Source organism: Nocardiopsis halophila DSM 44494 (assembly GCF_000341245.1).
GTDB classification, from domain to species: Bacteria; Actinomycetota; Actinomycetes; order Streptosporangiales; family Streptosporangiaceae; genus Nocardiopsis_A; species Nocardiopsis_A halophila.
The window spans coordinates 47,576-69,039 of record NZ_ANAD01000035.1 but is presented as its reverse complement, the minus strand read 5'-3'; the positions used below and the strand labels follow the sequence as shown (position 1 = coordinate 69,039).

27 protein-coding genes are annotated in these 21,464 nt (G+C 75.5%); 14 read left to right on the top strand and 13 right to left on the bottom strand.

The annotated features are described in order from the left end of the window. A partial coding sequence (locus D450_RS0104370; RefSeq protein WP_017537458.1) for a molybdopterin cofactor-binding domain-containing protein occupies nt 1-517 on the top strand: 517 nt, incomplete at its 5' end. Then, the gene (locus D450_RS0104365; RefSeq protein WP_017537457.1) at nt 514-1,470 is read left to right on the top strand and encodes an FAD binding domain-containing protein; all 957 of its coding nucleotides are present in this window, start codon (nt 514-516) and stop codon (nt 1,468-1,470) included. The genes D450_RS0104370 and D450_RS0104365, both read left to right, overlap by 4 nt. A 63-nt stretch (nt 1,471-1,533) precedes the next feature. Here D450_RS0104365 and D450_RS0104360 read toward each other — a convergent pair whose 3' ends face one another. From D450_RS0104360 to D450_RS0104345, 4 genes are all read right to left on the bottom strand, one after another. Then, on the bottom strand, nt 1,534-2,484 hold the full coding sequence (locus D450_RS0104360) for a D-alanine--D-alanine ligase family protein (protein ID WP_026128376.1): 951 nt from the start codon (nt 2,482-2,484) through the stop codon (nt 1,534-1,536). 38 nt (nt 2,485-2,522) lie between these two features. Then, complete coding sequence (locus D450_RS0104355; RefSeq protein WP_017537455.1) at nt 2,523-3,845, bottom strand: aminotransferase-like domain-containing protein; 1,323 nt, start codon at nt 3,843-3,845, stop codon at nt 2,523-2,525. Nucleotides 3,846-4,128: 283 nt separating this feature from the next. Continuing rightward, nucleotides 4,129-5,430 carry a helix-turn-helix domain-containing protein gene (locus tag D450_RS0104350; RefSeq protein ID WP_017537454.1) on the bottom strand — a complete coding sequence of 434 codons (1,302 nt, stop codon included), beginning with the start codon at nt 5,428-5,430 and terminating at the stop codon, nt 4,129-4,131. Nucleotides 5,431-5,638: 208 nt separating this feature from the next. Beyond that, nucleotides 5,639-5,857, bottom strand: coding sequence for a hypothetical protein (locus tag D450_RS0104345; protein WP_017537453.1), 219 nt, complete (start codon nt 5,855-5,857; stop codon nt 5,639-5,641). Nucleotides 5,858-6,064: 207 nt separating this feature from the next. Between D450_RS0104345 and D450_RS0104340 the strand changes: the two genes are divergently transcribed. The 4 genes from D450_RS0104340 to D450_RS0104325 all read left to right on the top strand — a co-directional run bounded on the left by D450_RS0104340 (nt 6,065) and on the right by D450_RS0104325 (nt 8,105). Further along, nucleotides 6,065-6,559 (top strand): hypothetical protein, encoded by a 495-nt coding sequence (locus D450_RS0104340; RefSeq protein WP_017537452.1) that lies wholly within the window; start codon nt 6,065-6,067, stop codon nt 6,557-6,559. A 16-nt stretch (nt 6,560-6,575) separates the two neighbouring features. Beyond that, nucleotides 6,576-7,265 carry an HAD family hydrolase gene (locus D450_RS0104335; RefSeq protein WP_017537451.1) on the top strand — a complete coding sequence of 230 codons (690 nt, stop codon included), beginning with the start codon at nt 6,576-6,578 and terminating at the stop codon, nt 7,263-7,265. Nucleotides 7,266-7,347: 82 nt separating this feature from the next. Then, complete coding sequence (locus D450_RS0104330; RefSeq protein WP_017537450.1) at nt 7,348-7,788, top strand: hypothetical protein; 441 nt, start codon at nt 7,348-7,350, stop codon at nt 7,786-7,788. Then, nucleotides 7,785-8,105, top strand: a complete 321-nt coding sequence (locus D450_RS0104325) for a winged helix-turn-helix domain-containing protein (RefSeq protein WP_017537449.1) — start codon at nt 7,785-7,787, stop codon at nt 8,103-8,105. The genes D450_RS0104330 and D450_RS0104325 overlap by 4 nt, the downstream gene beginning before the upstream one ends. Nucleotides 8,106-8,125: 20 nt before the next feature. On the opposite strand, the gene ligD is transcribed toward D450_RS0104325, so the two are convergent. The 5 genes from ligD to D450_RS29405 all read right to left on the bottom strand — a co-directional run bounded on the left by ligD (nt 8,126) and on the right by D450_RS29405 (nt 11,192). Next, on the bottom strand, nt 8,126-9,022 hold the full coding sequence (gene ligD, locus D450_RS0104320) for a non-homologous end-joining DNA ligase (protein ID WP_017537448.1): 897 nt from the start codon (nt 9,020-9,022) through the stop codon (nt 8,126-8,128). Nucleotides 9,023-9,051: 29 nt separating this feature from the next. Beyond that, nucleotides 9,052-9,549 carry a hypothetical protein gene (locus tag D450_RS0104315; protein WP_017537447.1) on the bottom strand — a complete coding sequence of 166 codons (498 nt, stop codon included), beginning with the start codon at nt 9,547-9,549 and terminating at the stop codon, nt 9,052-9,054. 38 nt (nt 9,550-9,587) lie between these two features. Continuing rightward, complete coding sequence (locus D450_RS0104310) at nt 9,588-10,442, bottom strand: hypothetical protein (RefSeq protein ID WP_017537446.1); 855 nt, start codon at nt 10,440-10,442, stop codon at nt 9,588-9,590. Between the two features lie 118 nt (nt 10,443-10,560). Further along, nucleotides 10,561-10,731, bottom strand: coding sequence for a helix-turn-helix domain-containing protein (locus D450_RS35370; protein ID WP_338037955.1), 171 nt, complete (start codon nt 10,729-10,731; stop codon nt 10,561-10,563). Continuing rightward, on the bottom strand, nt 10,659-11,192 hold the full coding sequence (locus D450_RS29405; protein ID WP_449289451.1) for a Crp/Fnr family transcriptional regulator: 534 nt from the start codon (nt 11,190-11,192) through the stop codon (nt 10,659-10,661). Before D450_RS29405 ends, D450_RS35370 begins: the two co-directional genes overlap by 73 nt. A gap of 466 nt (nt 11,193-11,658) precedes the next feature. Here D450_RS29405 and D450_RS0104300 point away from each other — a divergent pair, with 466 nt between their 5' ends. Beyond that, nucleotides 11,659-12,186 (top strand): lytic polysaccharide monooxygenase auxiliary activity family 9 protein, encoded by a 528-nt coding sequence (locus tag D450_RS0104300; protein ID WP_017537444.1) that lies wholly within the window; start codon nt 11,659-11,661, stop codon nt 12,184-12,186. Nucleotides 12,187-12,309: 123 nt separating this feature from the next. Here the strand turns inward: D450_RS0104300 and D450_RS0104295 are convergent, their stop codons facing one another. Further along, nucleotides 12,310-13,314, bottom strand: coding sequence for an alpha/beta hydrolase (locus D450_RS0104295; protein WP_017537443.1), 1,005 nt, complete (start codon nt 13,312-13,314; stop codon nt 12,310-12,312). Between the two features lie 212 nt (nt 13,315-13,526). On the opposite strand from D450_RS0104295, the gene D450_RS0104290 reads away from it, so the two are divergent. The 5 genes from D450_RS0104290 to D450_RS0104270 all read left to right on the top strand — a co-directional run bounded on the left by D450_RS0104290 (nt 13,527) and on the right by D450_RS0104270 (nt 17,840). Next, nucleotides 13,527-14,060 carry an NUDIX hydrolase family protein gene (locus D450_RS0104290; protein ID WP_017537442.1) on the top strand — a complete coding sequence of 178 codons (534 nt, stop codon included), beginning with the start codon at nt 13,527-13,529 and terminating at the stop codon, nt 14,058-14,060. 111 nt (nt 14,061-14,171) lie between these two features. Beyond that, nucleotides 14,172-15,650, top strand: a complete 1,479-nt coding sequence (locus D450_RS0104285) for a catalase (protein ID WP_017537441.1) — start codon at nt 14,172-14,174, stop codon at nt 15,648-15,650. A gap of 137 nt (nt 15,651-15,787) precedes the next feature. Then, nucleotides 15,788-16,486, top strand: a complete 699-nt coding sequence (locus D450_RS0104280) for a hypothetical protein (RefSeq protein WP_017537440.1) — start codon at nt 15,788-15,790, stop codon at nt 16,484-16,486. 52 nt (nt 16,487-16,538) lie between these two features. Further along, nucleotides 16,539-17,162 (top strand): DUF4166 domain-containing protein, encoded by a 624-nt coding sequence (locus tag D450_RS29400; protein ID WP_017537439.1) that lies wholly within the window; start codon nt 16,539-16,541, stop codon nt 17,160-17,162. Nucleotides 17,163-17,171: 9 nt separating this feature from the next. After that, nucleotides 17,172-17,840, top strand: coding sequence for a TetR/AcrR family transcriptional regulator (locus D450_RS0104270; RefSeq protein WP_017537438.1), 669 nt, complete (start codon nt 17,172-17,174; stop codon nt 17,838-17,840). Here D450_RS0104270 and D450_RS0104265 read toward each other — a convergent pair. Next, complete coding sequence (locus tag D450_RS0104265; RefSeq protein WP_017537437.1) at nt 17,827-18,210, bottom strand: VOC family protein; 384 nt, start codon at nt 18,208-18,210, stop codon at nt 17,827-17,829. The two genes, D450_RS0104270 and D450_RS0104265, sit on opposite strands and share 14 nt — an antisense overlap. Continuing rightward, a complete protein-coding gene (locus tag D450_RS0104260) occupies nt 18,207-18,497 on the bottom strand; it encodes an ArsR/SmtB family transcription factor (RefSeq protein WP_017537436.1) in 291 nt (96 codons plus the stop codon). Before D450_RS0104260 ends, D450_RS0104265 begins: the two co-directional genes overlap by 4 nt. A gap of 113 nt (nt 18,498-18,610) precedes the next feature. On the opposite strand from D450_RS0104260, the gene D450_RS0104255 reads away from it, so the two are divergent. Beyond that, nucleotides 18,611-19,129 carry a DUF2752 domain-containing protein gene (locus D450_RS0104255; RefSeq protein WP_017537435.1) on the top strand — a complete coding sequence of 173 codons (519 nt, stop codon included), beginning with the start codon at nt 18,611-18,613 and terminating at the stop codon, nt 19,127-19,129. Nucleotides 19,130-19,168: 39 nt separating this feature from the next. After that, nucleotides 19,169-19,795 carry a class I SAM-dependent methyltransferase gene (locus tag D450_RS0104250; RefSeq protein WP_017537434.1) on the top strand — a complete coding sequence of 209 codons (627 nt, stop codon included), beginning with the start codon at nt 19,169-19,171 and terminating at the stop codon, nt 19,793-19,795. 15 nt (nt 19,796-19,810) lie between these two features. On the opposite strand, the gene D450_RS0104245 is transcribed toward D450_RS0104250, so the two are convergent. Then, on the bottom strand, nt 19,811-21,271 hold the full coding sequence (locus D450_RS0104245) for an alanine/glycine:cation symporter family protein (protein ID WP_017537433.1): 1,461 nt from the start codon (nt 21,269-21,271) through the stop codon (nt 19,811-19,813). Nucleotides 21,272-21,464: the final 193 nt, after the last annotated feature.

Here is a 21,464-nt window from a genome sequence, read left to right as displayed (position 1 = left end):
GGGCGTGCGCGCCCGGGCCCGCCGCGGGTTCCTCACCCCCGTCCGCCGCGCCTCCGAGATGGCGCTGGGCCGCGGCCTGGCCGGGGCGCTGCACCTGATGGAGGTGGAGGTCGACACCCTGCTGGGGCAGGTGCGGCCGCTGCGCTGCTGGGCGGGGATCGCCGCCGGGCGCATCTACGCCGAGGGGCCCGCCCGCAACCAGGCGCAGGGCGGGGTGGTCCAGGGCATCGGCTACGCGCTGTACGAGCAGCGGGTGACCGACCCGGCCACCGGCCGTGTGCTCAGCGACAACCTGGAGGACTACCGGATCCCGGGGATCGCCGACACCCCCGAGATCGAGGTCTACTTCCACGAGGAGGGCTGGGAGCACGTGCCCGGCGGCGGGGTGGGCCTGGGCGAGGTCTCCACCGTCGGGGTGGCCGCTTCGGTGGCCAACGCGGTGCGCGACGCCGTCGGCCGCCGCCCCCTGGACCTGCCCGTGCGCCCGGACCGACTGCTGGAGGGACTGCGCCGATGAGCACCATGAGCACCGAGGCCTTCACCCGCATCACCGAGCGGCTGCGCTCGGGCGCCGAGCCCCGGGCCGGCGGCACCGACGCCATGGCCCGGCTGCGCGCCGGGCTGGCGGCCGGGCCCTTCGCCGACCTGGGATCCCTGGAGGGGCTGCGCGGGACGGCCTGGGGACCGGAGGGCGGGGCCCGCATCGGGGCGCTGACCACGGTCGCCGAGATCGCCGCCGACCCGGTGCTGGAGGCGGCCTACCCGGGGCTGGCGATGACCGCGCGGGCGCTGGCCACCCCGCAGATCCGCCACGCGGCCACGCTGGGCGGCAACCTGCTCCAGCGCAACCGGTGCTGGTACTTCCGCAACCCGGCCTTCTCCTGCCACCAGGACGGGGGCGACACCTGCCCGGCGCGCCGGGGCGACCACCGGGGCGGCACGGTCTTCGACACCGCGCCGTGCGTGGCGCCGCACGCGTCGTCGCTGGCGGTGGCGCTGCTGGCCTACGACGCGCGGGCCGAGGCCGCCGACGGCCGGGGCGAGCCGGGGTCCCGTCCGGTGGGCGGGCTCTACGACGCCTCCGACGGCACCCGCGACCACGTGCTGGAGCCCGGCCAGGTGCTGACGGCGGTGGAGCTGCCGCCGCCCGGGCCCGGGGAGCGGTCCGCCTACCGCAGGGCGACGGCGCGCTCGCGCGCGGAGTGGCCGCTGGTGGAGGCGGTGGTCCGGGTGGTGCTCGAGGAGGGCCGGGTGGCCCGGGCTGCGGTCGCGGCGGGGGCGGTGGCCCGCGCCCCGGTCCGGCTGGAGGAGGTGGAGGCGGCCTTTGAGGGGGCGCCCGCCGACCCGGCCGAGGCGGCGAAGGCCGTGGAAGGGGTGCCGGGCCGGTGCTCGCCGCTGCCGGGCACCCGGTACAAGGCGACGCTGCTGAGGGACACGGTCCGCGACGCCCTGGAGCGCGCGCTGGCGTGAGGCAGGGGGTGCGCGGACCTCCGGTCCGGGGGCCGCGCCCCCCGCACGGTCGGCCCTACGGGCTCAACCGCGCAGCATCGCGCGGTGGGCCAGTTCGCGGCAGACGACGGCGAAGTCCATCCCGGCGGCCTCCACGGCCATCGGGAACAGGGACGTCTCCATCATCCCCGGGGCGACGTTGGCCTCCAGGAACACGACCCGGCCCGACTCCTCCACGATCATGTCCGTGCGGGACAGGTCGCGCAGGCCCAGCGCGCGGTGCGCGGTCAGGGCCGCCTCCTTGGCGGTCTCCATGACCGGGGCCTCAAGGCGGGCCGGGGCGAAGAACTCGGTGCGCCCGGCGGTGTAGCGGGCGGCGTAGTCGTAGACTCCGCCGTCGGGGACGATCTCCACCGGGGGCAGGGCCGCGGGGCCCTCGCCGGTGTCGACCACCGACACCGCCACCTCGGTGCCCTCGACGCGCGCCTCGACCATGGCGGTGTCGCCGTAGGCGAAGCAGTTCACCAGCGCCGAGGACAGCGCGTCGGTGGTCGCGACCGAGGCGGCGCCGAACGCCGACCCGCCCTGGTCGGGTTTGACGAACAGCGGCAGGCCCAGGGCGGCGGCGATCCGCTCGACCAGCTCGCGCGCGCCCAGGTCGCGGAAGGCGGCCTTGGGCAGCGCCACCCCGCGCGGCACCGCGACCCCCTGGGCCTCCACCAGCGCCTTGGCGACGGGCTTGGCGTAGGCGCGGCGGCAGGCGTCAGGGCGGGCGCCCACGTAGGGCACCCCGCTGACCTCCAGGACCTCGCGCACCACCCCGTCCTCGCCGGGGGCGCCGTGCAGCACCGGGAAGACCGCCTGGGGCGGGTCGGCCGACAGCCGGCCCAGCAGCGCCGCGTCCACGTCCGCGGTCTGCACCTCGATGTCCAGGCGGCGCAGCGATTCGGCCACGCGGCGCCCGGAGCGCACGCTGACCTCGTGCTCCGGGGAGAGCCCGCCGGCGAGCACCAGCACCCGGTCCAGATCGGCCACGGTCGCGTCCTCTTTCCGTTCGTCGTCCCGCCCGCGCACTAGGGGAGGTCGGGGGTCGGGGCCTCGCCCTCGCCGCGGGGCGCGGCGGGGGCGGTGCCGAAGGTGTCGCGCAGGGACGTCTCGTTCTCGATGACGCCGACCAGCCGGCGCACGCCCTCGCGGATCTGGTCCGGGCTGGGGTAGCAGAACGACAGCCGCATGTTGCGGTGTCCTTCGTCGTCGGCGAAGAAGCCGGTCCCGGGGACGTAGGCGACGCGCTCGGAGACGGCGCGCGGGAGCATCGCCTTGGAGTCCAGCCCCTCGGGCAGGGTCAGCCAGACGAAGAACCCGCCCTCGGGGCGGGTCCAGGACGTGCCCGGCGGCATGAGCGCCTCCAGCGACGCGAGCATGGCGTCGCGGCGCTCCCGGTACATCTCGTTGAACTCCTTGATCTGCTCCCGCCAGGGGTGCTCGGCCAGGTAGCGGCCCACCACCATCTGGTTGAAGGTGGAGTGGCTGAGCATCGCCGACTCGGCGGCCAGCACCAGCTTGGCGCGCACGGCCGGGGGCGCCAGCGCCCAGCCGATGCGGAACCCCGGGGACAGGGTCTTGGAGAAGGAGCCGAGGTAGATGACGTTGTCGGGGGCGTCGGCGCGCAGGGCGCGCTCGGCCTCGCCCTCGTAGCGGAGCAGGCCGTAGGGGTTGTCCTCCAGGACCAGCAGGCCGTGCCGGTGGCAGATGTCCAGCACACGGCGGCGGCGCTCGGCGGTGAGGGTGACCCCGGCCGGGTTCTGGAAGTTGGGGACGGTGTAGAAGAACTTGGCGCGGCGCCCGGCGGAGGCCAGCGCCTCCAGGTGCTCTTCCAGGGCCTCGGGGACCACGCCGAGGTCGTCCATGGCCACGTGGCGGATCTCGGCCTGGAAGGCGGCGAAGGTGTTGATGGCGGTGACGTAGGTGGGGGCCTCGGCCAGCACCACGTCGCCGGGGTCGACGAAGACCCGGGTGACCAGGTCCAGGGCCTGCTGGGAGCCGACGGTGACGATCACGTCGTCGGGGGCGGCCTCGATGCCCTCCAGGGACATGACCTCGCAGATGCGCTCGCGCAGGTCGGCATCGCCCTGGGCGGAGCCGTACTGCAGGGCGGTGGCGCCCTGCTCGGTGGCGACCCGGCGGACGATGTCGCCGACGCGCTCCAGCGGGAGCGCGCTCACGTTGGGCATGCCCCCGGCGAGGGAGACGACCTCGGGGCGGGAGGCCACGGCGAACAGGGCGCGCACCTCGGAGGCGACCATCCCCTGGGCCCGTGCGGCGTAGGCGCCGACGTAGGGGTCGATGCGCGAGCCCCTGCGGGGCTCCTGCTGCCGGGGATCATCCGAGGACACGATCCACCTCCGCGTGCTGCGAGCTCTGAAGGGCCCAGTGTACGTGCGGTGCGGGAGGGACTCGCGCGGAGGGGACCCGTGCAGGACGGCGACGGCCCGGGGGCTCCCCCAAGCCCCGGACCGTCGCCGTGTGGGAGGTCCTCCCGCGTGCACACTCCCGAAACCCCCCTCAAGGCACGGGCGCGGGCGGACGTGGTCCGTCGTCGGCGGCGCTCCCGCGCGCCGACGGGTCATAGTCCATCAACCGCTTCCCCCACCTCGCAAACGTTGCAGCGGGTTGCACTCATGTGACCGAGCGTTGCGAAGCCGCGGTGCCCTGCGCCGCCTCGGCCCGCGCCGCGCGGACCTCGGGGGCCTGGGAGGCGGGCAGGGCGCACGGGTCGTCGGCGCCGCGCACCCGGACCTCGACCCGGTCGCTGAACCGGTAGGGCCGGCTCTCCAGGAGCCCGCCCAGGTGGCGGCGGAGCCGGGACACCTCCGCACGCACGGTCACCAGCCGGTCGGGCGCGCCGAACAGGGCCTGGGACAGCTGCGCGGCGGTGCGCCCCCGGCGGTGGCGGGCCAGTACCAGCAGCACCTCGGCGTGGCGGACGGTCAGCCGGTGCGACCAGCTCCCGCTGGGGCCGCTGACCGACACCTCCGGCCCCCGGAGGTCGAGCACGACCTGGGAGCCGGGCGCCGCCTCGCGGCCGCTGGGGCGTACCAGCCAGCCGCCCGGCAGCGGCTCCAGCCGACACTCGCCCAGGCTCGGGATCCACGCCGAGGAGCCGTCCACCCTGCGGGGCAGCAGGACCCGGCGCACCGGCCCGGTGCCGACCGCGGCGGCCGTCCACCCGTTCTCGTCGACGACCAGGGCGGGGCCGGCCATCCCGGCCAGCAGCGGCGCCGCCACCGCGCGCAGCCGCTCCAGGTTGGCGTCGTGGCGGCCCCGCAGGTGCGACTCGGCGAGCCGGGCCACCGCGTTGACCAGGGCCAGGGTGGAGGCGTGAGCGGTGGCCGCGGGGCCGGTGACGTCGATGGCGCCGATCACCCGGCCGTCGCGCGGGTCGTGCACCGGCGCGCAGGCACAGGTGAGCCGGTGCAGACCGCGCACGTAGTGCTCGGCCGAGTACACCTGCACCGGGCGCCCCACCGCCAGCGCGGTGCCGATGGCGTTGGTGCCGGTGGACCCCTCGTCCCAGGCCGCACCCTCCACCAGCCCCGCGCCGTCGGCCAGGCGGCGCATGTCCCGGGCCCCGTCCCGCCACAGGATGACGCCGCGCGGGTCGGTGACGAGCATGACGTGCCCGGCCTGCTCCCCGGCGCCCAGCAGCGCCGAGCCGATCAGCGGCAGGACCTCCTCCAGCGGGCTGTCGCCGCGTTCGCGTCCGACCTCCTCGGTGCGCAGGGCCGGTGCGGGGCACCTGCCGTCGGGGTCGACGCCGTAGCGCCGGACCCGCTCCCAGGACTCCTCGATGACCGGGCGCGGCGGCACCGGCGGCCGCCCCCCGGTCAGCGCCGCCTCGTGCACCCGCCGCAGCAGGCGCGCATGGCGCTGCGGGTCCGCGCCGGCAGGCAGTGCGGTGTCGAGCCGTTCCTCCCCCACGGTGGCGTCCCTCCCCGTCGTTGCGGCCGCCTCCCCTGCGGCCGCTCCGGAGGACACATCCTTATCAGCCCGGGCCGCGTCGGCAACCCGGGCACCGCGGCGGTGTGCGGGTCGGTGCGCGGGGCGGGTCCGCGCCCGACGTTCCCGTGGCCCCGGGCCGCCCCGGGGTGCGGGATCGGCACCGGGGCGCGGGCGGCCGGGTCACGGGTCAGGGGCAGAGCGGGTGCCACGTGCCCGCGTGGCCGGTGGGGTCGTGGTCCACCCGGTAGCGGTGGACCAGGTGGTAGTCGAGGACGAGCAGGTCGAGCAGCGGCCGACCGGCGGTGCCGGAGCCCGCCACCGCGATGACCGCGGCCGGGCGGCAGCGCCCGGCGGGGTCGGCCTCCTCGACGTAGTGGACGTGCTCGCCGATGCGCGGGGGTGTCATCGCGGCGCCCCTTCCCTGCAGGGTCCTTTACCCCGGTTCGTTGCTGCCCTGCACGGAGTTAAACCCCCGGCCGCCCTCCGCCCGGGACTTTGCCGGATCGTTCCGTACTTATTGCCCTCTCTTGCGGCGGACCCTCCGTGGCGGACGGTGAGCACGCCTGCGGTGTGCGTGATAGTGGCTGCACGCCCCGTCACAGGAGGTTAGGGAGTGGACCCTGTGCAGATGCGGCCCCGCCGCCCCCGCCCGCTCGCGGCCGCCTTCGCCGCCGCCGTGGCCGTCCTCGGCGCGGCGGCCGGGTGCGGTGCCGATGAGGAGCTGGACACGGCCCGGGCCGCCGCGAGCGGGCTGTCGGCGTCGATGCTGCGCCCGCAGGCCGAGGAGGCGTTCTCCCGCAAGGGGCACCCCATCGCCGGGCGCCTGGAGTGCTCGGCCCCGGAGGGCTCGGACTCCGGGGAGGTGATGCGGGTGGTGTGCACCGGCATCACCCGCGACGAGGAGCAGGCCGAGGTCTCGGGCCGGATCGGGTACGCGGCCGTGACCGGGCGGGAGGCCGGGGACGACGGCCTGCCCGGGCGCTTCGTGGGGCGGGTCGCCGGCGACGAGGTCTTCGTGGTCACCTGCTTCGACTGCAAGCCGGAGCCGGTGGCACCGGGTAGGGACCGGGGGGAGGACCGCACCGAGGAGGGTGCGGCCCACGACTGACCCCCCGAGGAGCGCCATGTCCCTCCCCCGGCCCGCCGCGTTCGCGTTCGACCTGATGGACACCCTCGTCCCCCTGGAACCGCTGGAATGGCGCCTGCGCGAGGCGGGCGTGCCTCGGGTGCTGATGCGGCGGTGGTGGGACCACCTGCTCCGGGACGGCTTCGCGCTGGCCGCCGCGGGCGGCCCGGCGCCCTTCCGCCCGGTGGCCCTGGGCGCGCTCGCCGACATCACCGGGCACCAGGTGGCCGGCGCGGCCGCGGCCGGGGTGGTGGACGCCCTGGCCGCGCTGGAGCCGCGCCCGGACGCGGCCGGGGCGCTGCGCGCGGCGCGGGCGAGCGGGGCGCGGGTGGCGGTGCTGGACAACGCCGACGCCGGCACCGTGCGGGCGCTGCTGGAGCGCGCCGGGTGCGCGGGGCTGGTGGACGCGGTGGTGGAGGCCGGGCCGACCGGCGCCTGGAAGCCGGCGGCCGCCCCCTACCGGGCGGCGGCCCGGGCGTGCGGGGCCGATCCGGCGGCCACCGCGGTCGTGACGGCGCACGGCTGGGACGTGCACGGGGCGAAGGCGGCGGGGCTGGCCGCGGCGTGGTCGTCCCATCTGGAGTGGCGCTTCCCCGCGGCCTTCACCGGGCCCGACGCCGCGGCGGCGACCCCGGCGGAGGCGGTGGAGGCCCTGCTGGCGTCGGCGGACCCGTGGGTTTCCGAATGAACAAGTACTTGCCAATACGGAAAGTACTTGCAATGGTGGAATCCTGACCTCGTACCGGGAGAGGACACCGGAGGTACCCCCTATGGACGACGCACACCCCGGCCGGGAGCAGGCGGCCGCCTCGCTCGCCGCCGCCGATGAGGCCGCCGGCCGGATGCGCCGCAAGTCGTCGTGGTACGCCGTCTACTGCGCCGTGTTCGGCACCGTCATCCCCGCCTGCACCCTGACCCTCGGACTCAGCGCGTCCGTGGACATGCTGATCCCGGTCATGGCGGTGATGGGCGCTACCATCGTCGCCCTGGTCTCCTACACGGCGGTGCGCCCGGTCACCGCCCCCTGGTTCAACCGGGTGCACAACCTGGTCATGGGCTCCTGGGGCGTGCTGTACACGGCCACCATCCTGATCGGCATGCTCCTGTTCAAGGCCGAGCCCGCGTGGTGGGTCCCCATGTCGGTCGCCACCGCCCTGCCCTTCGCCGTCGCGGCGGTCTGGGTCCTGCGCACTTCCCGGGGCGACCGGTGACCGGCCACCCCCGCGCCCGCCTGGACGATGTCATCCACGCCCCGGTCCGGTTCTCCATCGTCGCCGCGCTGGCCGCGGTGGAGGAGGCCGACTTCAAGGCGGTGCGCGACAGCGTGGAGATCACCGATTCGGCGCTGTCCAAACAGGTCGCCACCCTGGAGAAGGCCGGCTATGTGGACGTGCGCAAGACCTGGGCGGGGCGGCGGCCTCGCACCGTGCTCCGGCTCACCTCGGGCGGACGGTCCGCGTTCGAGCGGCACGTCGCCGCGCTGCGCGACATCGCCGAGGGCGCCGTCCCCACGGCGGGAGAGGGCTGATTCTCCTGGGAGCCGCCTCCTCAGGCGTCCCGCGCCTTCTCCAGGCGGGACATCGCGGCCTGCGGTGAACGGGCGTGCCGGGCGAACCCCTTCCACGGGTCCCGGCCGTCCCGCTCGGCGAAGGTGCGCACCGTCCACCGGTCGGCCGCGTCCAGCCCGTCCAGCTCGTCCCAGTCCACCGGTGTGGCCACCGGCGCGCCGGGGCGGGCCCGCACCGAGTACGGGGCGACCGCCAGCTGGGCGTACCCGTTGCGCAGGTAGTCGATGAACACCCGCCCCCGGCGCTTGTCCTTGCGCACGGCGGTGGTCAGCTCGCCGGGCCGCCGGCCGGCCACCCGCTCGGCCACCGCGCGCGCGAACGCCTTGACGTCGTCGCAGTCGGACCGGCGCAGGATCGGGCAGACCACGTGCAGCCCCCGCGACCCCGTGGTCATCACGAACGCCGCCAGCCCCAGCTCCTCCACCTGTGCGCGCACGTCCCGCGCGGCGGAGCGGACCCCGGCGAAGTCCCCGGCCTTCGACGGGTCCAGGTCGAACACGATCCGGTCGGGCGCCCGCGGGCGGTCGGCCCGGCTCATCCAGATGTGCAGCGGGAAGGCGTCCTGCCCGCACAGCCACACCAGGGCGGCCCGGTCGTTGCACACCGGCACCTCGGCCTCGCCGCCGCTCTCCCGGGGCACGTGCGCCGAGCCGACCCAGTCGGGGGTGCCCTGCCACCGGTTCTTGACGAAGAACCCGCCGTCGCCCTCGATGCCCTCGGGCCAGCGCTGCACCGCCAGCGGCCGGCCGCGCAGGTGCGGCAGCATCCGCGCGGCCGCCCGCAGGCAGTGGTCGGCCAGGTCGCGCTTGGTCGGGCCGCCCGGCCCGAACAGCTCCTTGTCCGGGTGGTGGAGCCGCGGCAGTGCTCGTGCGCCCATGCCCTCCCCCTTCCCGCGGGCGGGGCGCCTCAGTCGTGGCCGGTCCAGTCCCGCACCAGGCGTTCGGCGAGGTCGGGGCGGTCCAGGGCGCGCATCTGCGCCGCCAGGGCCGCCAGCACGCCCGAGCGCTCGGCGGGCGCCAGGCCGTGCAGGAACTCCTGCACGGCCGCGGCGCCCGCCCGGCACTCCGGCTCGCCGTCGGCCCCCACCAGCCGCACCTCGACGGTGAAGTCCCGCACCCGCGGGTGGTCGAACAGGTCGTGGTCGAGCAGCAGGCAGGTCAGCTCGGCCTCGGCCACGCCGCGCTCGCCCAGGGTGAAGGCGCGGGCCGCGGTGGCGGCGGCCCGCAGCACGTCGCGGCGGAGCCGGGCCCGGATGCGCACCCGCTCCATCTCCTCGACGCCCACGATGTCCACCGCGAGCCGGAAGTAGGCGTGGAAGCACAGGCCCGCGTCGGAGCTGGGGATGCGCGCCTGGAACTCCTCCCGGGCCGTGCCGCCGCGGGCCGGTCCCCATCTTCGGCGCATGCGCCCCCTTTCCGATGCCTGCGGCCGGGCGGGGGCGCTCACCGTCCGCCCCCGAAGTGCAGGCCGCCCTGGACGTCGCCCATCTGGAAGACCTCGCCCCGGTTCTCGCCGACGCTGTTGTGCACCACGGTGCCCCCGCCGGGCGCGGGCGCGGCGGTCCCGGCCCCGGTGCCGTCGGCACCGTCGCCGGTTCCGGGGTCCTCGGCGGCGGGCTCCTCGCCGCCCCACCGGGAACCGCCGCGCACCGCGGAGGGGACCGGCACGTACAGGTAGCCCTCGGCCCGGTAGCCCTTGCCGGCCACCTCGGCGTCGACCGGCGCCCAGCGGCTCTCGTCCAGGGCGGTGAACCCGCCCAGCACCACGTCCTCGTAGACGCGGCGGCCGATGATCGCGGCGACCAGGGTGGTGTCGGGGTGGGACCGGGCCAGGGCCCGGCGCACCGCCGAGGAGTCCAGCAGCCGGTGGGTGTCGATCATCGCGTCCCCCATGGCGTCGATGCCCGAGCCGTCGCCGGTGTCGGGCAGCGGCCCCACGCCCAGGCTCACCCGCATCCGCATGCGCAGCTCGCGGTCGACGGCGGCGAGCCAGGGCCGCTTCTCGTCGAGCACCCGCTGCAGGGTGTCCAGGAAGGGGTCGATCAGCAGGGGCAGGTGGCCGGGGTCGGTGCCCAGCACGTACCCGTCGCCGTCGTGGCGGGGGAAGCTGGGCGAGGCCCACACCTGGGCCAGCCCCGACCGGGTCAGCGCCAGCTCCAGCACCTCGGGGATCAGGCGCCCGACCAGCTGCTGGTGCACCGCGCTGGTGCGGCTGAACCGCTCCATGTCCACGGCCAGGACCGCACGGTAGGGGGGCAGGGGAAGGCTGGTGCGGGTCTCGGGGATGTCGATGTCCATGGCGCTCCGCTCCGACGGCCGCGGCGGCCGGACCCTCCGGCCCCGCCCTTCCCAGCCTGGCGCACCCGGGCGCGGGGCTGTGTTCGTTCATGAACACAGCGCATGATCCTCCGCCCCGTCAGTCGCCCCCCGGGCCGCCGCCCGGGTCGCCGCCCTCGGCCAGCGCCTCCAGCGCCGCCATGTCCAGGACCGCCACGTAGCTGCGCCCGGTGCGGATCAGCCCGCGCTGGCGCATGCGGGTGTAGGCGGTGGCCACCGAGGTGCGCGAGAGGCCGACGAAGTCGGCGATCTCCTGCTGGGACAGCGGGATGCGCACCAGCACCGCGCGGCGGCCGCGGCCCGGCGCGTCGGTGATGGAGGCGGCGGTGGACACGCCCAGGGACCGGGCCAGGTACAGCAGTGCGGNCCCGCCGCCCGCCGCTCGACCGGCAGGGCCGCCTGCTCGGCGCGCAGGGTGTCGCTCTCCATCTGCCGGACCAGGGTGCTCTCCCACAGCGCGTTCTCCAGCCCGTGCTCGCGGACGATCCGGCGGAAGCGCTCGACCGGGAAGACCGCGGTGGCGCAGTGGCCGACGGCGGTCACGGTGGCCGAGCGCGCGCCCCCGCCGGGCAGCAGCATCGGCTCGCCCAGCACCTCCCCGGCGCCGCGGAAGGCGAGGGGGACGGTGATGCCGTCGGCGCGCACCCGCACCACCCGGGCCTGGCCCTCGGCGACCAGGTGCACGGTGCTGCCGGGGTCGCCCTGGCGCATCAGGGCCTGGCCGGAGGAGTAGCGGGCGCGGCTTCCGGCGGCCAGCAGCAGCGCCCATTCCCGGTCGTCGAGCAGGCCGCCCAAACCGCGCCTGGGCAATCGCGCCCCTTTCTCCTCGGCCGCCGGCCTCACCCCGGCGCCATACCCCCGTCACCCGTTGTGCGCTGCACAAGGCCCGCCCCGCGCACCCCGGAGGCGGGCCGTGCAGACCGGTCCCCAAGCGCCGGGCCGAAGGGCCCGTTCACCCCGGCGGAGCGGGGCGGGCGTGAATGATACCGGTTCGGCATTCTCCGCATCGAGGCCGCCGGCCGCCGTTCCTCCGCCGATCCCGACCGGTTCTCACCCCCTTGACCTGCATCACTCCCCTTCTTACGGTCTAGACCACTCGGCGGACGTGAATGCGCCTCCCACGGAATTCACCCCCGCGGATTCTCCTCCGCCGCCTTCCCCGCACGAAAGGCCGAAGATGAAGCCGAAGACGAAACAGAGAAGAAGGGTCCTCGCCGTCGCCGCCGCCACCCCGCTGCTGTTCGCGCTGCTGCCCGCCGGGGTGGCCAGCGCCCACGGCTACGTCTCCTCCCCCGCCAGCCGCCAGGCCCAGTGCGCGGCCGGCACCGTCGAATGCGGCCAGATCAAGTGGGAGCCGCAGAGCGTCGAGGGCCCCAAGGGCCTGCAGAGCTGCAGCGGCGGCAACGGCCGCTTCGCCGAGCTGGACGACGACTCCAAGGGGTGGCAGGTGCACCCGGTGGGCGCCCAGGTCGACTTCACCTGGACCCTGACCGCCCGGCACTCCACCGCCACCTGGGAGTACTTCGCCGACGGGCAGCGGGTGGCCTCCTTCGACGACGGCGGCGCCCGCCCGCCGTCCAGCGTCTCCCACCGCGTGGACCTCAGCGGGCACAGCGGCCCGACCAAGCTGCTGGCCGTGTGGAACATCGCCGACACCGCCAACGCCTTCTACGCCTGCGTCGACCTCGACGTCGGCGCGGCCTGACCCCGCTCCCGCCCCTGCGGGGCCGGCAGGCCCCGCATCAGCCACAGTCCCCGCAGGACCGTGGCCCATCCGGCCGGGCGCACCGCGCCCGGCCGCCGGTCCCTGCCGGACCGGCGGCGGCGCTCACGCACGGCCGTCCCCCTCGCCCGCGCCCCCGTCCAGGACGATGCGCGCCATGGCCGCCAGGGGGACCGACCCCGGCGCGAAGTAGTCGCTGTGCCCGCCCGGGCCGGCGTCGAAGACCTCGGCGCCGAAGCCCGCCCCCACCGGGTCGGGGCCGAACCCCGCCTCGGCGCCGGTCCCGGGCAGGGGCAGCGACCCGTGCGGGACCCCGCCGATCCAGTCGGCGTCGGCGCGCCCGGCCCACACCCGGCCGCCCGCCCCGATGTCGGCGGCCCGGTCCACGCCCGCCCCGGGGCTGCCGACCAGGACCACCGCGCCGGCCCGCGCCGCCGCGGCGTGCGCCCGGCCGCACACCACCGCCCCGTAGGAGTGGCAGACAAGGGACAGTCGGGCTCCGGGCGCGGCCCGCACCAGCCGCGGCACGAACGCCTCCAGCGCCGCGGCGCCCTCGTCGGCGCGCGCGGTGGTCGCCACGGCGGCGCTCACGGTGGCCGGGGCCTCGTAGCCCATCCAGGCGACGACGGCCGTGGGCGTCTCCGGGTCCCGGGCGCGCATGCGCTCCTGCAGCTCCCGGGCGGCGTCGCCCACCCGCGCATAGGGGCGGGCGCCGTGCCCGTCGAAGGTCGTCAGGGTCGTGTCGGCCCCGGGTACCAGGACGGCCACCCGTTCTGCACGCTCCAGGTCGCCCACCACCTCGACCGCGCGCCCCTGGCCGCGGGGGTCGAACTCCAGCAGCGTCCGGTCGGGTGCGGCGAGCGCGCGCAGCGCCGCGGCCCGCTCGCCGTCCCCCGCCCGCCCGGCGGCGCCGGCGGCGTGCGCGGCGGCGGCGCGGTTGGCGGCGTAGGCCTCGCCGAGGCGGTCGGGCGACCAGTCGGCGGCGGCCGGGGCCGCGGACGGCAGGGCGGGCGACCCCGCGGGCGGCGGCGCCGAGGGCGCGCAGGCCAGGACGAGGGCGGCGGCCACCGCCAGTGCCGTGCGCCCCGCGTGCCCCGTGCTTCCGTGCATGCGCGCCTCCCCCGTGTCCGGTCCTTCCGGCACAGGACGCTACGGAGCGCGCGGCGCGCGGCGCGTCCCCTTCGCGGGCCCACCGGGGGCTCCCCCTCAGGTAGCACCCCCGAGGTACGCCACCCGGGCGGCCCGGACGCGTACGCTCTCCCCCGTAACCGACCGAGGGCGCCGGGGGCGCCCGCGACGAGATTGCAGAGGCCGGTCCATTGGTGACGTCGATCGACACGGTTCCCGGGTGGTTCTCCGACGACGAGCTGGCGTGGGTGCGCTCGCGCCTTCCCGTCCTCTACGTCAACGCCGTCCCGGTGCGCGTGGACAACACCGGGACGGTGACACGGGTGGGGCTGCTGCTGCAGGCCTCCCCCGACCAGACGATCAGCCGCGCGGTGGTCTCGGGGCGGGTCCTGTACCACGAGCGGGTCCGCGACGCGCTCCTGCGCCACCTGGAGAAGGACCTGGGGCCGATGGCGCTGCCGACCATCCCGAGCGCGCCGCAGCCCTTCACGGTGGCCGAGTACTTCCCCACCCCGGGGGTGACCGCCTACCACGACCCGCGCCAGCACGCGGTCGCACTGGCGTACGTGGTGCCGGTGACCGGCGACTGCCGCCCCCGCCAGGACGCCCTGGACCTGGTGTGGTTCACCCCTGAGGAGGCCGCGGGGCCCGACGTGCAGTCGGAGATGGCCGACGGCCAGGGCGTCCTGGTGCGCCAGGCGCTGGCGCACGTCGGCTGCCTTCCCTAGACGCGCGGGCGCCGCTGCTTAGGGTGGATGTTGGGCTGCGGGGCACCGTGGCTTGACCGAGCGACGGGTAGACCGCAGCCGACGTGCACCCGTTCTCGTTAGGGGCCTCCGATGAGCGAGGGCTATACCACGCCTCACAGCGGCAACCCGATCACGACCACCGGGGCCGGCGCGCCCGCTCCCAGCGACGAGCAGTCGCTGAGCGTGGGGCGCGACGGCCCCCTCCTTCTCCACGACGTCTACCTCGTGGAGAAGATGGCCCACTTCAACCGCGAGCGCGTCCCCGAGCGCGTGGTCCATGCCAAGGGCACGGGCGCCTACGGCACCTTCCGGGTCACCCAGGACGTGTCCGCCTACACCTGCGCCGACGTGTTCCAGCCGGGGCGCGAGACCCCCATGCTCGCGCGCTTCTCCACGGTCGCCGGGGAGCAGGGCAGCCCCGACACCTGGCGGGACCCGCGCGGTTTCGCGCTGAAGTTCTACACGCGCCAGGGCAACTACGACATGGTCGGCAACAACACGCCCGTGTTCTTCATGCGCGACCCGCAGAAGTTCCAGGACTTCATCCGCTCGCAGAAGCGCGACCCGCGCACGGGGCTGCGCGACCACACGATGCAGTGGGACTACTGGTCGCTGTCGCCGGAGTCGGCGCACCAGGTGACCTGGCTGATGGGCGACCGGGGGGTGCCCCGCTCCTACCGGCACATGGACGGCTTCAGCTCGCACACCTACATGTGGGTCAACGCCGAGGGCCGGAAGGTGTGGGTGAAGTACCACTTCCTCACCGACCAGGGCAACGACTTCCTGCCGCAGGAGGAGGCCGACCGGCTGGCCGGGGCCGACGCCGACCTGCACCGCCGGGACCTGTACGCGGCCATCGGGCGCGGCGAGTACCCGTCGTGGACCCTGAAGGTGCAGATCATGCCCTTCGAGGACGCCGCGGACTACCGGTTCAACCCCTTCGACCTGACCAAGGTCTGGCCGCACGGGGACTACCCCCTCATCGAGGTGGGGCGGATGGTGCTGGACCGGATCCCCGAGGACTTCTTCATCCATGTGGAGCAGGCCGCGTTCGAGCCGTCGAACCTGGTGCCGGGGATCGGCCCGTCGCCGGACAAGATGCTGCTCTCGCGGCTGTTCTCCTATGCCGACACGCACCGCTACCGCATCGGCGTCAACTACAACGAGCTGCCGCCCAACCGCCCGGAGGCGCCGGTGCGCGCCTACCACAAGGAGGGGCGGATGCGGTCGTTCCCGCCGGACACCGGGGCGGTGTACCACCCCAACTCCTTCGGCGGGCCCGACGCGGCCCGGCAGGAGGGGACCGAGGAGTCGTCCTGGCCGGTGGAGGGAGCCGAGCTGGTGCGCGAGGCCTACACCCGGCACCGCGAGGACGACGACTTCGTACAGCCGCGCGCCCTGATCCGCGACGTGATGGACGAGGCGGCGCGCGAGCGCCTGGTGGCCAACGCGGCCGGGCACATGGGGCAGGTGGCCGACGACGGGGTGCTGGGGCGCGCCCTGGAGTACTGGCGCTCCATCGACCCCGAGATCGGCGAACGCATCGCGCACCGCCTGAAGAGCCGCTGACCGGCGGCCGCGGGACCGGAGGGCGCATGGGCCCGGGGGCACCGCCCCCGGGCCCTCTTGAGCGAGTGCTCAAATCCCGCTACGCTCCCGTTTGAGCACTCGCTCAAAACACGGCGGAGGCGAGGATGGGGCGGCGGATGGGCCTGTACATCGAGACACGCGTGCACACCGGCATGGACCTGCTCTGGGAGCGCACCCGGGACCCGGCCCGGCACGCCCGCTGGGACCTGCGCTTCACCGAGATCCGGCCGCTGCCCCGGCTGATGAGCGAACCCGAGCGGTTCGTCTACCGCACCCGGCTGGCCGGTCCGCTGCAGGTCCGGGGCCTGGGCATCAGCGCCGGGGAGCGGCACCGCCCCGACGGCACCCGCACCTCGGCGCTGCGCTTCGCCTCGGCGCACCCGCTCTCGCCCGTCGCCGAGGGGCGCGGCTACTGGCGCTACATCCCCGACGGCGGCGCCGTGCGCTTCGTGACCGGCTACGACTACCGGCCGCGCCCGGGCCGGCTCGGGCGCGCGGCCGACCGGCTGCTGGTCCGCCCGCTGATGGGCTGGGCCACCGCGTGGTCCTTCGACCGGCTGCGGCTGTGGTGCGAGCGCGGCCTGCCCCCGGAGGCCGCGCTGGGGTCGGCGGCGGCCGAGGCGGCCGTGCGCGCCGCCGCGGCCGCCGCCGCGCTCGGCGCCGCACCGCTCCCGGCGGCCGCCGCCCTCGCCGCGGCCGCCGTCCTGCTGCCCCCGCTGCCCACCACCCCGGCCGCACGGCGGTGCCTGCGGCGGCCGCCCGGCGGGAGGCCGGCCCGGGCCCCCGCCCTCCTCGACCGATTGGAGCGCCCGTGAACCCCCTCTTCCAGCGCGCGATGGGCGCGGACTTCGCCGGCTGCACCCGCAGATGCGGCGCCGCTTCTCCGTCGGACTCGACTCCGACGAGGCGCTGATCGGCCGGGGTGTGATGGACCGCGTCTGGCACGGCGGCCGGTTCGTCCGGCCGTTCCTGGCCCTGGGGGCGGCGCGCAACATCCTGCTGCCCCGGCAGGGCCGGAACATCCCCTTCACCATCGTGAACATGCCCTACACCGACGCCGCCGGCCGCGAGGCGCTCACCTTCGTGCGCACCTTCGCCTTCCCCGACGGGCCGCGCCGCTTCGACGCCGCCATGGTCCACTCACCGCGGCGCGGCTGCCTGGTGGACTACCTGGGCACGCACCAGCACCTGGCCTGCGACCTGCATGTGGAGGCCGACGGCGCGGGCGGGGCGGTGATCCGCTCGGACCGCCTGCGGCTGCGCGAAGGGCCGCTGGACGTCGCGGTGCCGGACCTGGTCGCCGGCGACGCGGTGGTCCACGAGCGCTACGACCCCGACGCCGACCGGTTCCGGGTCAGCGTCCGGGTGACCAACCGGCGCTTCGGCCCGCTCTTCGGCTACGAGGGGTCCTTCGCGGCCGAGTACCGCCCCGCCGGGGGCGGGCCGCTGCCCGCCCGCCTGCGGCCCCGGCGCCAGGAATCGCGCGTATAGTTGCGCCCCATGGCAAGCGATGACACCCGCACCAGGCTGCTGGACGGCGCCCTGCGGACCGTGGCGGGCAACGGCATCGCCAAGACCTCGGCCCGCAGCATCGCCGCGTCGGCCGGGGTGAACCAGGGTCTGATCTTCTACCACTTCGGCAGCGTCGACGAGCTGCTGGCGGCGGCCTGCCGGCACGGCGCCGAGCAGAGCGCGGCCCGCTACCGGGAGCGGTTCGCGGCCGTGCGCTCCTTCGACGAGCTGGCGCGGCTGGGCCGCGAGGTGCACGAGGCCGAGCGCGCGTCCGGGCACGTGGCCACCCTCGCCCAGCTCCTGGCCGCCGCCCCCTCCCGGGAGTGGCTGGCCCAGGCCACCGCGGCCGGGCTGGGCGCCTGGACCCGGGAGCTGGAGGGGGTGCTGTCCCGGCTGCTGCCGCGCACCCCGCTGGAGGGCCTGGTCGACAGCGGGGGCCTGGCCACCGCGCTGGCGGCCGCCTTCGTGGGGATGGAGCTCTACGAGGGCGTCGACGCCCGCGGCGCCGCGCGCGCGTTCACCGCGCTGGAGGACCTGGCGCGGCTGGCCGCGGTCCTGGACGACCTGGGCCCGGTCACCCGGACCGCGGTGCGCGCCAAGCTGCGCGCCGCGGCCGGGGACCGGGGACCGGTCACAGAGCGATTCACAGAGCGATGATCTGGATCAGGTTGCCGCAGGTGTCGTCGAAGACGGCGGTGGTGTTGCCGCCCATCTCGGTCGGCGGCTGGGTGAAGCGCACCCCCAGGGCGGTGAGCCGGTCGTGCTCGGCCTGCACGTCGTCCACGGCGAACGAGGCGGCCGGGATGCCGTCGTCGGCCAGCGCCTTCTTGTAGGGGCCCACCGCCGGGTGGCCGTCGGGTTCCAGCAGCACCTGGGTGCCCTCGGGCTGCTCGGGGGCGACGACGGTCAGCCACCGGGGCCCGCCCAGGGGCACGTCGTGCTTCTTCTGGAAGCCCAGCACGCGGGTGTAGAAGTCCAGCGCCTTCTCCTGGTCGTCCACGAACACGCTGGTCACATAGATCCTCATGACGGTCCGTCCTTTCCCTGCCGAGCGGGCCACCGCTCGGTGATCGCGCGCAGGGGCGCGGTGTCGATGCTGTGGAACCGGTAGCGGCCCTCCCGCTCCACCCGGACCAGGCCGGCCTCCTCCAGCACGCCCAGGTGCTGGGAGATCGCCTGCCGGGAGGAGGCCACGCCGTGCTTGACCGCCAGGCGCCCGCAGAGCTCGAAGAGGGTCTGCCGGTCACGCTCGTGGAGCTCGTCGAGCACGGCGCGCCTCGTCGGGTCGGCGAGGGCGCGGTAGATGTCCGCCATGCCCACGACGATATGCAAGTTTGGACTTGCATGTCAATCTCTGAACAGCGGAGACATTCCCGCGATCGCGAACCGCTACGCTCACCGGAAGCGGATCCGGCGCACGGGAGGGGATGGAGACGATGCGGCTGCGGTCACCGGTCGGGCTGAGCATGGAGGACACCGACCGCCTGCGCCCGGCCACCGTCGCGGCGGTGGCCGGGCTCGTGCTGGGCGGGGCGATGGCGGTGTTCGGGCTGCCCCCGGTCGACCTGCACGGGCCCAACCACTTCGTGGGCGTGATGAGCCCGCTGTGCGGCGCCACACGGTCGGTGTGGAGCGCCATGGGCGGCGACTGGGCCATGGCCTGGCGCTACAACCCGATCGGCCCGGTGCTGGTGCTCGGCGCCGCGGCCGTGCTGGCACGCGCCGCCCTCGGGGCGGCGACCGGCAGGTGGGTCAACGCCACCGTGNGGGGGGGCGCGCCCGCCGTGCTGACCGCGGCCCTGTGGGTCCGCCAACAGCTCAACGCCGACCTGGTCGGGCCCCGCCCGGGCGACACCTTCTCCCCGGCCGGGATCGTGCTGTCGGCCGCGGTCCTGGCCGCCTACGGCCTGTACCGCCTCTATCGCCACCGCCGCTCGGGCGCGTAGAAAGGGAGGGGACGCACGGGCGACGACCAAGGGGGCGGCGTGGAGAGTGCACGCGAGGCCGCGCGCGGCTACTGGAACCGCCGGGCCGAGGGCTACGACGCCGCGATGGACCGGATGGAGGGGCTGCTCTTCGGCGACGCGCGCCGCCGGCTGTGCGGCAACGCGCGCGGCCGGACGCTGGAGGTGGCCGTGGGCACGGGCCGCAGTCTGGGACTGTACCCCGAGGACACCGAGCTGACCGGCGTCGACCTGAGCCCCGGCATGCTGGACCGGGCACGCGCCCGCGCGGCGCGCCTGGGCGTGCAGGCCGACCTGCGCGAGGGCGACGCCCAGGACCTCCCCTTCCCCGACGCCTCCTTCGACACCGTGGTGTGCGCGCTGTCACTGTGCTCGGTGCAGGACGTCGAGCAGGCGGTGGCCGAGATGCGCCGCGTGCTGCGCCCCGGCGGGCGGATGCTGCTGCTCGACCACGTCCGCCCCACCTTCTGGCCGCTGCTGTGGCTGATGACGGGGGTGCAGTTCCTGCTGGACCGCCTGGAGCCGGAGGCCGGCGAGCAGATGCTGGGCCGCCCGCTGCCGGTGGTCCGCGAACAGGGCCTCACCGTCGAGCACACCGTCCGCGCCAAGGGCGGCCTGATGGAGATGGTCACCGCCCGCCGCCCCTGACCCCGGTCCGCGGCCTCAGTCCGCGGCGGCCCGCGTCATGAAGCGCGCCATGTCGCGTTCCTCCCAGCACTGCACCCCGGTCAGGTCCGGCATGCGGTCCTTGGTGAAGACGGGGTCCCGCCCTTGGGCGCGCTGCTGGAGGTAGTCGGTGAGCAGCCGGCAGGCCGTGCCCGCCAGGGGAGCCAGGGCCGCGAGGTTGACCAGCGCCATCACCCCCATCGTCAGATCGCCCAGGGTCCACACGAGACCGCCGGAGCCGATCGCGCCCAGGAACACCGCGGCCACGACCGCCAGGCGGTAGCCGGTGGCGGCATGGGGGTTGGGGCTGAGGAAGGCGACGTTGGAGGAGCCGTAGAAGGTATTGCCCAGCACCGAGGTGAAGGCGATCAGAAGGATGACGACCGTGAGCAGGTGCAGCGCCCAGGTGCCCAGCCCGGCCTCCATGGCCTGCTGGGTCAGCGTCGGCCCGGCCTCCGCGCCGGAGGAGGGGTGCCCCAGCAGGATGATGAAGGCCGTGGTGGTGCAGACCAGGAGGGTGTCGAAGTAGACCCCGAGCGTCTGGACGAGTCCCTGTTTGACGGGGTGGCTGACGTCGGCGCTGGCCCCGGCGTTGGGGGCCGAACCCAGGCCGGCCTCGTTGGAGAACATGCCGCGGCGCATGCCCTGGACGACGGCGGTGCCCACACCCCCGGCGGCGGCCTCCCGCAGGCCGAAGGCGTGCGCGAGGATCTCGGCGACCATGCCGGGCACCTGGGCGGCGTTCAGGGCGATGACGACCAGGCCCATGGCGATGTAGAGCCCGGCCATGACGGGGACGAGCGCGGTCGCGGCGCGGGCGATGCGGCGGGCCCCGCCGAAGACGGCCGCCCCGGTGAGCGCGGCGACCGCGGCGCCGACGGCGTAGGGCAGCCAGGGCGCGCCGCCCGCCCCGGCGGCGTCGGCCGTGTTGACCAGGGCGCCGGCGATCGTGTTGCTCTGGATGCTGCTGAACACCAGGCCGAAGGTGACCGTGATGACGACGGCGAAGAGGGCGCCCATCCACCGGGCGTTGAGCCCGGCCTGCATGTAGTAGGCGGGCCCGCCGCGGTACCCGGCGGTGTCGCGGACCTTGTAGAGCTGGGCGAGCGTGGACTCGACGAAGCTCGCCGCGCCCACGACCAGCGCCATGGCCCACATCCAGAACACCGCCCCGGGCCCGCCCATCGCGATGGCCGTGGCGACGCCGGCGATGTTGCCGGTGCCGATGCGGGCCGCGGCCGAGACGGCGAAGGCCTGGAAGGCGGAGATGGGTCTGCCCCCGTCGGGGGCGCTGCCCGGGGCGGACCGCATGGCGCGGAACATCTCGGGCAGCATGCGGAACTGCACCCCGCCTGAGCGCACCGTGAAGTAGATGCTCAGCAGCAGCAGGACGGGGATGAGCAGGTAGGCCCAGAAGGCGTCGCTGAGCACGGCGATGCCCGGTTCCAAGGCGTCCACTGGGGGTTCCCTTCGTCGGTGGTGACGTCGTTGTCCTCCGTGGNGGCCCCCCCCCGCCCACCGCTGAGCCCGTGCACGGGCCGCGGAGCGTGCGATGCGGTCCGGACGCGAGGCGCATGTGACGAGCGCCGCAGGACAGACAACGGCATTTCCGGCGCTCTCGCAAGATCGGCGACGGAAGGGACGATCACCG